The organism is Glycomyces tenuis DSM 44171, assembly GCF_000427885.1.
Classification (GTDB): domain Bacteria; phylum Actinomycetota; class Actinomycetes; order Mycobacteriales; family Micromonosporaceae; genus Glycomyces; species Glycomyces tenuis.
Genome location: NZ_ATYW01000022.1, coordinates 75,981 through 85,984, shown reverse-complemented (window position 1 = coordinate 85,984; position 10,004 = coordinate 75,981). Strand labels below are relative to the sequence as shown.

Below are 10,004 nucleotides of genomic sequence, written 5' to 3'. Positions count from 1 at the left end.
CTGCCCCTGGGAGGCCCCCGCCGCCGTCCCCGCCTGGCGGGACGCCCGCCTCCTGGCCGACCCCGAAGGGCTGCTCGAACACGTCAAGGCCCGAGCCGCCGCATGGGACTGGCTGCTCATCGCCGACCAGGCCGACCGGTGGGCCGCCGCGGGCGTCACCGGACTCGCCGAAGAGGTCCACAAAGTCTGCGGCATGCTCACCGCCGACAACGCGCGCGCCGCCGCCGCCAACCGCGCCATCCTCACACTGCGGCTGCCCGGCCTCCTGGCCGCGGCCGACCGGATCCTCTACCGCAGCGAGAACGAACTGTGGGACCTGATCTGCCGGGCCGAAGGCGAGGCCTGGACCGACGCCTGGGACTCAGCGGCCGGCCTGACCGGGACCGACCCGGCGGCCTCGTGCCGGGCCGCCCTGCGGCTCTACCGCATCGCCGCCGCCCGCGTCGACGAAGCCCTGGACGAGACGCAGCGGCCGGTCGTCGCGACCGCCTGCCGCCTCGCGGCACGCCACGGGGCCTAAACGGTCCTCCAGCAGACCGAGCGCGTAGTTCACCGTCGAACGCCGATAGCGCGGCAGGTGCGGGGCCAAGGCGATCAGTGCCGCCGACAGGCCCTCCCGGTCGCGCCCCAACTTGGCGAGCGTGAGCGCCCGGCACATCGCCACCGCCCCGTCGTACTCGTCGCTCACGGCCGACTGCTCGGCCTCGATCAGCTCCAGCGCCTCGACCGGGCTCCCGGTCTCCCGCAGCGACGAGGCCATCTGGATCGTCGCCTGCCGCCGCCGCGAGGTGTCCAAGCCCCCCTCGATGGCCCGCCGGTAGTAGCCGACCGCCTCACCGGTCCGCCCGGTCGAATCGTGCGCGCCGCCAAGCTCGAACAGCGCCACCGGATCGGTGGGGCACTCATCGGCCAAGGCCCGCATCGCCTCGACGAACGCGGCCGGCTCGACCTCGTCGAAGGACTCCCACAGCGCGGCGCACCGCCGCTCCCAATCCGGTGTCGTCATGCCTGGAACCTACACCGGATCCTCACGTGCCCAGCCCGTCGGCCAGCGCCCCCAGACCGGCCAGCAGCTCCAGCCGCTCACCGTCCGACAGCGAGGCGTAGACCGGCTCGTCGAGCCGGTCGGTGTCCTCCTCGATCGCCCGCCGCTGCGGCCCCGGGCCCATGGCCTCCAGATCGGCGAGACTGTACCCGGCACCGTGCCACGCGGCCCGGTGCGCATCGCCCCGGTGATGGCGAAGCGCCCCCAACCTGGACGACAGCACCTCCGCCGCCGCCGCTTCCGCCGGCTCGAACACCGGCGTGAGCCCGCCGAACGCCGGACCGCCGCTCGCCTGCCCGGCCTCCAGGCACCGCCCGACCAGACCGCACAGCCGCTCCAGGCCCGCCAGGCCCGGCATCGTCGCGATCGGCCGCAGCCCCCACAGCTCCGCAGCCGCGGCCCCGATCGCGTGCCGCAAAGCCCCGGCCAGCTCGAGGCCCTCGGCCGTCAGGCGCCACGAGCCGTCCTCGATCACCGCGACGCCCCGGGCGATCTCGCGGCTGGGCTCGAAGCGCCGGTAGGTCATCGCCGCCTCGACCGCGCCGGTCGGCACCGGATGGTCCAGCAGCGCGAAGTAATAGTCCGACTCGATACCCGGATCGAGCTCCCACTGGTCGTACAGCGCCCGGACGCGATCCCTCGCGGCGTGACGCACCCCCACGTACACCCGGTCGATCACCGGCCGGATCAGTCCCGCGTAGCGCACCGTGTTCCCTTCCCCCGCTTCGCCGAATAGGATTCGCTCATGGTTTCATCCCCCCTGTCGGCGCTCAGCGCCGAATGCGCCCGACTCTCCAGCGCCGCCTCGGCCCTCACCGACGACCAGTGGAAGCGGCCCACCCGCTGCGAGCCGTGGAACGCCGCCGAACTGCTCGCCCACATCACCGGCACCGTCAGCCGCCTGTCCTGGATGCTCGAGGCCGAACCCCCGGCCTCGGCGACGGTGACCGCCGCCGACTACTACCGCCCGGATACCCGATTCTCACCCGAAGCCACCGCCGACCGCATCGACGAAGCGGTCGCGGCCGCCGAGGCCGGCGGCCCGGCGCTGGCCGAGGCGTTCGACGCGACCTGGCGAGCCGCCGCCGACCGCTGCCAGGCCGAGCGCGAGGACCGGCTGGTCACCACCCGCTACGGCGACGCGATGACCCTCGACGACTTCCTCACCACCCGCGTGGTCGAGGTCGCCGTCCACGGCATCGACCTGGCCGACGCGGTGGGCCTGCCCCGCTGGACCATGCCCGAGACCGCCCGCCTCATCGTCGACCTGCTGCTCGACCAGCCCGACGCGCTGGCCACCCTCGGCTGGGACCCGGTCGCGTTCATCGCCAAAGCGACCGGCCGCGAAGCCATGACCGACGCCGAACGCGACCGCGTCACCTCCCTGGGCATCACCTGGCTGACCCTGTCCTGACCGGCCGCTTCAGCATTCGGCGGCGTACCCCAGCAGCGCCTCGGCCTCGGCCTCGTCGACGCTCAAGCCCCACTCGGTCTTGACCTGCACCCACGCCCACACATACACGCACCAGACCTCGCGGACCTCGGGCATCCACTCCGCGGGGTCCTGATCGGACTTCGACCGGTTCGACGAGGCGGTCACCGCGACCAGATGCCACGGCGGCTCGAGCGCGTTCGCGAACGCCTCGCGGTCGGCGGTGGACCAGTCGCCGGCCCCCGAATCCCACGCCTCCTTCAACGGCACGAAATGATCGATGTCGAGTTCACCTGATTCGGTGACGGTCACGCCGTCGTACATCGAGACCCACTCGCCGGCCATGGCCGCATCGCAGTCGGCCTCGCTCAAAGCCCCCGACCGGTCCTGCGCGATCAAGACGTCGTCGCGGGCGTCGCAGCCGTTGCCGTCGGCGTCGCTCCAATGCGGGAACAGCGACCGGTCATAGCCGGCCCCGGACTCCTCGGCCACCGGCAAGGCCTCGATCGCCGAGGTCAGCGCCGCGGCGTCGACCTCGGCGGCGAACGGCGCGAGATCACTGAACCGGCCCGACGCCTCCGGGTCGGTCGGCGCGAGCACGTCGTCGGCCGACCCGCACGAGACGGCCGACAGCAGCACCGCCGCCGAGGCGACGGCCGCCGCGAAGCGGGAGAAGGTCAGCATGGGAGCCATCCTGTCTGCCGAGTAAGGGACACCAGTACGACCGGCGAGGGCAACGTAGCACGATCACCGCCCCCGCGGGGCCCACCGGCCCACCGAAACGGCCCCGACTCGCCGACCGGAAAACCCCGGACAGGACCAGAAACGTCACACCGGCGCGCGAGGATGAGAACGACACTGTCCGCATTCCCGGCAAGGAGGCCAGGACCATGGGATACCTCGCCCTCATAGGCACCAAGAAAGGCCTGTTCACCGCCACCAGCGACGACCGGCGCAGCTGGGTCCTCAAAGGCCCGCACGCCCTCGACGCCGACGGCTTCACCGCCGTCTCCGAGATCTACGCCCTCGCCTGCGACCCCGCCTCGGGCCGCATCCTCGTCGGCGCCGAATCACCGCACTTCGGGCCCAGCATCTGGCGCTCGGACGACCTCGCCGCCACCTGGCACGAACCCGAGGCCGCCCCGCTGGCCTTCCCCCAGGACCTGCCCTACCGGCCCCTGGACTTCTCCTCCGAAGCGCCCGGCGTCGACCAACCCGACTCCGACCGCACGAACACCGTCAAACGCATCTGGCAGCTCGCCTTCGGGCCCCAAGACGGCCGCGTCTGGGCCGGGGTCGAACCGACCTCGCTGTGGCGAAGCGACGACGGCGGCCAGACCTTCACCTTCAACCGCGCCCTATGGGAACACCCCGACCACGACACCTGGGGCCCCGGCGGCGGCGGCGCGGCCGTCCACACCATCGTCCCCGACCCCGACGATCCCCAGACGCTCACCATCGCCATGTCCGCCGGCGGCATCTACCAGAGCCGCGACGACGGCCGCACCTGGAACGGCGTCACCCAAGGCATCACCGTCGACTACGGGCCCGACCCCGAACCGGCCTCGGGCCAATGCATCCACAAAGTCGCCCGCGACGCCGAAGGCGCCTTCTTCGTCCAAAGCCACGGCCCCGCCTACCGCAGCACCGACCCCGCCTCGGGATGGACGAACATCTCCGCGCAGCTGCCGTCGAACTTCGGCTTCCACATCACCGCCCACCCGGCCCGGCCCGGCGTCGCCATGGCCTACCCCGTCTCCGAGGCCATGGACCGCTTCCCGCCCGACCACCGCATCCGCGCCTGGCGCACCGACGACGCCGGCGACACCTGGCGGCCGTGGGGGAGGGGCCTGCCCGAGGAGGACTACTTCGGGATCGTGCTGCGCGACGCCGCCTGCCACGACGGCACCGCCGACCCGGCCTGGTACTTCGGCACCCGCTGCGGCGACGTGTGGGCCGCGGCCGACTCCGACGGCCAGTGGCATCCCGTCGCCGCCCACCTGCCCGACGTGCTGTGCGTCAGGGCCATGGAGACCCGCTGACCATGGACGTCGACGTCAAGATCCCCGCCGCGCTCGCCAGCGAATGCGGCGGGGCCCGCCACCTGACCGTCACCGTCGCCGACGGCGCCGACCTCGCCGCGGTCCTCGACCGCCTCGGCCAGGCCCACCCGCGCCTGGCCCGGCGGCTGCGAGACGAGGCAGGGCAGATCCGCCGCTTCGTCAACGTCTACATCGGCGACGAGGAATGCCGCGGACTCGGGGGCCTGGACGCCGCCATCGGTCCCGGCCAGAGCGTCCAGATCCTGCCCTCCATCGCCGGGGGCGCCTGAACACCGGATGGGGGCGCCCCGGCGGGACGCCCCTGTCCGAACCGCCTCGTCGCTAGGACCGCCCGTTGATCGCGACCACATCGACGACGAACACGAGCGTCTCGTTCGGACCGATGACGCCCCCGGCGCCGGCCGCACCGTACCCGAGCCCCGGCGGGATCACGATCAGCCGCCGCTCACCGACCTTCGCGCCCACCAGGCCGTCGTTCCAGCCCTGGATCACCGGCGCCGACCCCAGCGGCGAGACGTCGAACGGCGCCGCGCCCCGGTCCCACGACGCGTCGAACTGCGCCCCGGTCGACCAGTTGAACCCCGCGTACCGCACCGACACCGCGTCTCCGGCCGCGGCCCCGCCGCCCGCGCCGGCGACGATCTCGGCGGTCACCAGATCGCTCGGCGGCGCGCAGTCGGGCACCTCCACCACCGGCTTGGCCGCCGTATCGGCCGACACCTCGACTTCGCAGCCCGCACTGATCTCCACCACACCAGACTCCTTGTCACTCCCGGCACCGAGGCCTTCCCCCCGCCGCCACCGAGGGAACCTACCACCCGGCCCGCCACCGCACCCGATCGACGCGGCCGTGACCTATCCTGGACCGGGCCCGACCACACAGAGAGCAGGACGATGACCCCAGGCGAGACACCCCAGGCCCCGGCAGTGGCCGGCGAGGTGACCGACCGGCTCCGCGAACTGACCGTGCAGCTGTCCCTGCTCAACCACCAGATCGCCGGACTGCTCGGCCTCCAGGACGTCGACCTGGACTGCCTCGACATCATCAGCCGCGAAGGCCCGCTCACCCCCGGCACACTGGCCCGCCAGGCCGGACTCCACCCCGCGACCACGACCGGCGTCCTCGACCGGCTCGAACGCGCCGGACGGGTCCGCCGCGAACGCGTCCCCAGCGACCGGCGGGCCGTGCACGTGCAGGCCGTCCCCGGCCGCGGCGACGAAGAGATCCTCGCCCTGTACGGGCCGATGATCACCAGACTCGGCGAGATCTGCGCCGACTTCACCGACACCGAACTGGCCACCGTCGCCGACTTCCTGCGCCGCGCCACCGAAGCGGGCCGGGCCACCACCGCCGAAGTCGCCGACCGCTAATCCGCCACGCCCAACACCTGCCGACTCGGCACCGGCGAGGTGGCCGCGCGCAGCATCGCGTGCCCCAGATCGGCCCTGGCGATCCGCCACCCGCCCCGCGGCAGGCCGTCGACGGCGGTGCGGTAGCGGCCCGCGGCCGGCTTGTCGGTCAGCCGCGGCGGACGCACGATCGTCCAGTCCAGACCGCTGTCGCGCACCACGTCCTCCATGGCCGCCAGGTCGGCATAGTGCTCACGCAGGACGCGTTTGAGCACCCCCGAGACGCGGCGCATGAACCACCCCTCGCCCGGCTCGTGCCGCGGCTTGTCGGGCCTGGCCGCGGTCGGGACGGTCCCGATCGGGGCGGCACTGAGCACGACCAGGCGCCGGACCTCGCCCGCTCGCATGGCCTCGACGAGGGCCCGCGTGCCGGCCTCGGCGATCCCGGCCTCGGCCTTCGAGGTGGCGCCCAGCGCCGAGACGACCGCGTCGGCGCCGCGCACGGCCTCGGCGAGCGCCACCGGATCCGGATCGGCGAAGTCGACCCGGACGGCCTTGACCTCGGCGGCGAGGGCGCCGGGGCTGCGCACCAGAGCGGTCACCTCGTGCCCGGCGTCGAGCGCCTGATCGAGGACATGACGGCCGGTCGCACCGGTCGCGGCGATGATGACGAGTCGCATGAGGCCTCCCAACCACAAATATTACGAGAACCATAATATCTGCGGTTCGCACACCCGCCGCATCGCCGCCCTCGCCACCGCGGGCACGGCGCCGCTACGCTACACAACAGCCGACCACCCGCCGACCGAGGAGCGCCATGACCGCCCCCCAGGCCCGACCGATCCACCCCCTCAGACGAGCCCTGACCCTGTGGGGCGCCCTCATCGCCGCCATGTGGCTGCTCCTGCTCGCCGACTGGACCACCCCCGGCGCCCTCACCGACTGGGGCATCACCCCCCGCAGCCTCGACGGCCTCGTCCCCGGCCTGGTCGCCGCACCCTTCCTCCACGCCGGCGCCGGCCACCTGATCTCCAACATGGTGCCCCTGGCCGTCATGGGCACCATCGCCGCCCTGCGCGACTGGCGCGCCTGCTGGATCGCCCTGGCCGCCATCACCGTCGTCTCCGGCCTCGGCGTCTGGCTCACCTCACCGGCCGGCTCGGTCACCGTCGGCGCCTCCGGCCTCGTCTTCGGCCTGTTCGGCTACCTCCTCGGCCGCGGCCTGTTCGTCCGCCGCTTCGGCGACATCGCCATCGGCGTCCTGCTCATCCTCGTCTACGGCTCCATGATCTGGGGCGTCTTCCCCTCCCAACCTCACATCTCCTGGCAGGCCCACCTGTTCGGCTTCCTCGGCGGCCTCGCCACCGCCTTCGCCCTCGCCCGCCGCCCCACGACCACCACACCCCTCGGATAGGGGAGCGGCACCATGGCCCCGCCCTCGGGATTCTCCTACCGCCAGCGCGGCGACGGCACCGTCGTCATCGTCCACCGCGGCAAAGCCGCCGCCACCCTCCGCGGCGCCAGAGCCGCCAAGTTCCTCGCCGAGATCGCCACCGGCGACCCACAGCAGATCATGGCCCGCTGGACCGGCTCCTACAAACTCGGCAACGAACGCACCGCCAAACACCACCCCCGCAACCAGCGCCGATAGGGGAGCGACACCACCAGAGCCCGGCCTGTGCGAGCCGGGCTCTTCCCATGCCCGCCGCCCCCGGCCGACGACCCCACCTCCACACCACTATAGTGCTAACATCATAGTTCAATAGTAGAATAGGAGGCATGATCGACTTCCACCTCGACCCGAAATCCGGCGTCGCCCCCTACATGCAACTGGTCCAACAAGTCCAACAAGCCCTGCGCCTCGGCATGCTCAAAGTGGGGGACCAGCTCCCCACCGTCAAACACGTCGTCGCCAAGATCGCCATCAACCCCAACACCGTCCTCAAGGCCTACCGCGAACTCGAACGCCAAGGACTCGTCGCACCCAAGCCCGGCCGCGGCACCTTCATCACCGCCACCCTCGCCGACGACTCACTGAGCGCACACCAAGCCCTGCGCACCGAACTCGAACACTGGATCGCCAAAGCCGAAGCCGCCGGACTCGACCACGACGCCATCCAAGCGCTCATCACCACCACCCTCAGAAAGACACACCAGGGGAAACCATGAACCCACCGATCCTGCACACCAAAGCACTCACCAAACGCTACGGCCACCACACCGCCCTGACCGACGTCACCCTCACCCTCCCCACCGGCAGCATCGTCGGCCTCGTCGGCCCCAACGGCGCCGGCAAAAGCACCCTCCTCGCACTCACCTCCGGACTCATCCGACCCACCAGCGGCACCATCGAAGTCCTCGGATCACCACCGGCCGCCGACGCCGCCCAACTCGCCCGCGTCGGCTTCGTCGCCCAAGACACCCCCGTCTACGCCGCCCTCACCGTCGACGAACACCTCCGCATGGGCCGCCGCCTCAACCCCCACTGGGACGCCCGCCTCGCCGCGGACCGCATCAGACAGATCGGCCTCGACCCCACCAAGAAAGCCGGACGCCTCTCCGGCGGCCAGAAAGCCCAACTCGCCCTCACCATCGCCGCCGCCAAACGACCCGAACTGCTCATCTTCGACGAACCCGTCGCCGCCCTCGACCCCCTCGCCAGACGCGCCTTCCTCCAGAACCTCATGGAATTCGTCGCTGACCTCGACGTCTCGGTCATCCTCTCCTCCCACCTGCTCTCCGACGTCGAACGCGTCTGCGACCACCTCATCGTCCTGGCCGAATCCCGCGTCCAGATAGCAGGCGACACCGAAACCCTCATCGCAGGCCACCACCGCCTCGTCGGCCCCCGCGGCGACCTCCCCGACCTCCCCGCCGGAGTCGAAGTCATCAGCGCCGACCACACCGAACGACAGACCACCCTCATCGTCCGCAACACCGGACCCGACACCCCCCGAGCACTGCGCGAGACACCGAACCTCGACCTCGAGGACATGGTCCTCACCTACCTGCACCGAGCCGGCCGCATCACCGGCGAGACCACAACCCCCGTGGAGGCGACCCGATGATCTGGCTGACCCTGCGCCAATTCCGAATCCAATCGCTCATCGGCGCCGCCGCGATCGCGGCCACCGCGATCTACCTCGCCGTCCTCGGAACCACCATCCGCACCGTCTACGACCGCAACGTCACCGACTGCACCAGCGCCTGCGACGAAGGCGCGGCCCGCCAACTCATCGCCGACCAGTTCGGCCTCACCCTCATGCTCCTCGGCGGCTTCCTCATCGCCGTCCCCGCCCTCATCGGCGCCTTCTGGGGCGCCCCCATGATCACCCGCGAACTCGAGACCGGCACCCACCGCCTGGTGTGGAACCAGTCCGTCACCCGCAGACGCTGGCTCACGATCAAACTCGCCGTCGGCGGGGGAGCAAGCGTCATCACCGTCGGCGCCCTCAGCCTCATGCTCACCTGGGCCGCCCACCCCTACGACACCTTCGTCGACGACCGCTTCACCCCGCTGACCTTCGCCGCGCGCAACCTCGCCCCCCTCGGCTACGCCGCCCTGGCATTCGTCGTCGGCCTCACCGTCGGCCTGCTCACCCGCCGCACGCTCGCCGCCATGGCGATCACCCTGGTCGCCCTCATCGCCTTCCAAGTGCTCATGGCAAACATGGTGCGCCCCAACATGTTCGAACCGGAAACCGACACCGTCACCGTCGCCGAGGCCCGCGAAGCAGGCCGCATCGACATGCTCGGCTTCGGACCGGACGGCGGAACCGTCCAGGGATACACCGTCCCGGGCGCCTGGGTCCTCACCGACGCCGCCGAAGTCGTCGACGGCGAAGGCAACACCATCAGCCACGAGCAGCTGAGCGCATGCGAGTCCGACGGCACCACCATGCCCGACGAATGCCTGACATCCATGGGAGCCCAGTTCACCATCGAATACCAGCCGGGCGACCGGTACTGGACGTTCCAATGGATCGAACTGGGCCTCGCCCTCGCCTTGACCGCGATCCTGATCGGCGTCGCGTTCTGGAAGATCCCCCGCGGCCTCAACTGAGCAGGCACGCGGGCGCGGCGGCGGTTTTGCCGCCGCGCCCGCGTGCACCGC

14 protein-coding genes are annotated in these 10,004 nt (G+C 71.6%); 9 read left to right on the top strand and 5 right to left on the bottom strand.

Annotated elements, in window-relative coordinates; all coding sequences use genetic code 11:
* Window positions 1-361: 361 nt before the first annotated feature.
* Both YWW_RS37555 and YWW_RS0121055 read right to left on the bottom strand, forming a co-directional pair.
* Window positions 362-1,006 (bottom strand): tetratricopeptide repeat protein, encoded by a 645-nt coding sequence (locus YWW_RS37555; protein WP_081687634.1) that lies wholly within the window; start codon window positions 1,004-1,006, stop codon window positions 362-364.
* 22 nt (window positions 1,007-1,028) lie between these two features.
* Window positions 1,029-1,751, bottom strand: a complete 723-nt coding sequence (locus YWW_RS0121055; protein WP_026931656.1) for a hypothetical protein — start codon at window positions 1,749-1,751, stop codon at window positions 1,029-1,031.
* Between the two features lie 39 nt (window positions 1,752-1,790).
* On the opposite strand from YWW_RS0121055, the gene YWW_RS32050 reads away from it, so the two are divergent.
* Entirely contained in the window at window positions 1,791-2,459 is a 669-nt protein-coding gene (locus tag YWW_RS32050) for a maleylpyruvate isomerase family mycothiol-dependent enzyme (RefSeq protein ID WP_035704821.1), read from the top strand.
* A 9-nt stretch (window positions 2,460-2,468) separates the two neighbouring features.
* Here YWW_RS32050 and YWW_RS0121045 read toward each other — a convergent pair whose 3' ends face one another.
* Window positions 2,469-3,161, bottom strand: coding sequence for an HNH endonuclease family protein (locus tag YWW_RS0121045; RefSeq protein WP_035699679.1), 693 nt, complete (start codon window positions 3,159-3,161; stop codon window positions 2,469-2,471).
* Between the two features lie 206 nt (window positions 3,162-3,367).
* Between YWW_RS0121045 and YWW_RS0121040 the strand changes: the two genes are divergently transcribed.
* Both YWW_RS0121040 and YWW_RS0121035 read left to right on the top strand, forming a co-directional pair.
* Window positions 3,368-4,519 (top strand): WD40/YVTN/BNR-like repeat-containing protein, encoded by a 1,152-nt coding sequence (locus YWW_RS0121040; protein WP_026931654.1) that lies wholly within the window; start codon window positions 3,368-3,370, stop codon window positions 4,517-4,519.
* Between the two features lie 2 nt (window positions 4,520-4,521).
* Complete coding sequence (locus tag YWW_RS0121035) at window positions 4,522-4,809, top strand: MoaD/ThiS family protein (RefSeq protein ID WP_026931653.1); 288 nt, start codon at window positions 4,522-4,524, stop codon at window positions 4,807-4,809.
* 52 nt (window positions 4,810-4,861) lie between these two features.
* Here YWW_RS0121035 and YWW_RS0121030 read toward each other — a convergent pair whose 3' ends face one another.
* Window positions 4,862-5,293 carry an FKBP-type peptidyl-prolyl cis-trans isomerase gene (locus YWW_RS0121030; protein WP_245595480.1) on the bottom strand — a complete coding sequence of 144 codons (432 nt, stop codon included), beginning with the start codon at window positions 5,291-5,293 and terminating at the stop codon, window positions 4,862-4,864.
* A 141-nt stretch (window positions 5,294-5,434) separates the two neighbouring features.
* Between YWW_RS0121030 and YWW_RS0121025 the strand changes: the two genes are divergently transcribed.
* Window positions 5,435-5,911: a MarR family winged helix-turn-helix transcriptional regulator gene (locus YWW_RS0121025; RefSeq protein WP_026931651.1), complete on the top strand. Its 477-nt coding sequence runs from the start codon at window positions 5,435-5,437 to the stop codon at window positions 5,909-5,911.
* Here YWW_RS0121025 and YWW_RS0121020 read toward each other — a convergent pair.
* Complete coding sequence (locus YWW_RS0121020; protein ID WP_026931650.1) at window positions 5,908-6,570, bottom strand: NAD(P)-dependent oxidoreductase; 663 nt, start codon at window positions 6,568-6,570, stop codon at window positions 5,908-5,910. The genes YWW_RS0121025 and YWW_RS0121020 overlap by 4 nt on opposite strands.
* A 137-nt stretch (window positions 6,571-6,707) precedes the next feature.
* On the opposite strand from YWW_RS0121020, the gene YWW_RS32045 reads away from it, so the two are divergent.
* The 5 genes from YWW_RS32045 to YWW_RS0120995 all read left to right on the top strand — a co-directional run bounded on the left by YWW_RS32045 (window position 6,708) and on the right by YWW_RS0120995 (window position 9,953).
* Window positions 6,708-7,304: a rhomboid family intramembrane serine protease gene (locus YWW_RS32045; RefSeq protein WP_035699684.1), complete on the top strand. Its 597-nt coding sequence runs from the start codon at window positions 6,708-6,710 to the stop codon at window positions 7,302-7,304.
* Window positions 7,305-7,316: 12 nt separating this feature from the next.
* Window positions 7,317-7,541: a hypothetical protein gene (locus tag YWW_RS0121010; RefSeq protein WP_026931649.1), complete on the top strand. Its 225-nt coding sequence runs from the start codon at window positions 7,317-7,319 to the stop codon at window positions 7,539-7,541.
* Window positions 7,542-7,669: 128 nt separating this feature from the next.
* Window positions 7,670-8,059, top strand: coding sequence for a GntR family transcriptional regulator (locus YWW_RS37860; protein WP_026931648.1), 390 nt, complete (start codon window positions 7,670-7,672; stop codon window positions 8,057-8,059).
* Window positions 8,056-8,958: an ABC transporter ATP-binding protein gene (locus tag YWW_RS0121000; RefSeq protein WP_035699686.1), complete on the top strand. Its 903-nt coding sequence runs from the start codon at window positions 8,056-8,058 to the stop codon at window positions 8,956-8,958. The genes YWW_RS37860 and YWW_RS0121000 overlap by 4 nt, the downstream gene beginning before the upstream one ends.
* Window positions 8,955-9,953, top strand: a complete 999-nt coding sequence (locus YWW_RS0120995; RefSeq protein WP_026931646.1) for an ABC-2 transporter permease — start codon at window positions 8,955-8,957, stop codon at window positions 9,951-9,953. Before YWW_RS0121000 ends, YWW_RS0120995 begins: the two co-directional genes overlap by 4 nt.
* The last annotated feature ends 51 nt before the right edge of the window (window positions 9,954-10,004 follow it).

What these genes read in the sequence shown, in the direction of transcription:
- YWW_RS0121025 (WP_026931651.1), top strand. Translation starts at nt 5,435, where the DNA reads ATGACCCCAGGCGAGACACCCCAGGCCCCGGCAGTGGCCGGCGAGGTG.
- YWW_RS0120995 (WP_026931646.1), top strand. Translation starts at nt 8,955, where the DNA reads ATGATCTGGCTGACCCTGCGCCAATTCCGAATCCAATCGCTCATCGGC.
- YWW_RS0121040 (WP_026931654.1), top strand. Translation starts at nt 3,368, where the DNA reads ATGGGATACCTCGCCCTCATAGGCACCAAGAAAGGCCTGTTCACCGCC.
- YWW_RS0121045 (WP_035699679.1), bottom strand. Translation starts at nt 3,161, where the DNA reads ATGCTGACCTTCTCCCGCTTCGCGGCGGCCGTCGCCTCGGCGGCGGTG.
- YWW_RS0121010 (WP_026931649.1), top strand. Translation starts at nt 7,317, where the DNA reads ATGGCCCCGCCCTCGGGATTCTCCTACCGCCAGCGCGGCGACGGCACC.
- YWW_RS32050 (WP_035704821.1), top strand. Translation starts at nt 1,791, where the DNA reads ATGGTTTCATCCCCCCTGTCGGCGCTCAGCGCCGAATGCGCCCGACTC.
- YWW_RS0121020 (WP_026931650.1), bottom strand. Translation starts at nt 6,570, where the DNA reads ATGCGACTCGTCATCATCGCCGCGACCGGTGCGACCGGCCGTCATGTC.
- YWW_RS37555 (WP_081687634.1), bottom strand. Translation starts at nt 1,006, where the DNA reads ATGACGACACCGGATTGGGAGCGGCGGTGCGCCGCGCTGTGGGAGTCC.
- YWW_RS0121035 (WP_026931653.1), top strand. Translation starts at nt 4,522, where the DNA reads ATGGACGTCGACGTCAAGATCCCCGCCGCGCTCGCCAGCGAATGCGGC.
- YWW_RS0121000 (WP_035699686.1), top strand. Translation starts at nt 8,056, where the DNA reads ATGAACCCACCGATCCTGCACACCAAAGCACTCACCAAACGCTACGGC.
- YWW_RS32045 (WP_035699684.1), top strand. Translation starts at nt 6,708, where the DNA reads ATGACCGCCCCCCAGGCCCGACCGATCCACCCCCTCAGACGAGCCCTG.
- YWW_RS37860 (WP_026931648.1), top strand. Translation starts at nt 7,670, where the DNA reads ATGATCGACTTCCACCTCGACCCGAAATCCGGCGTCGCCCCCTACATG.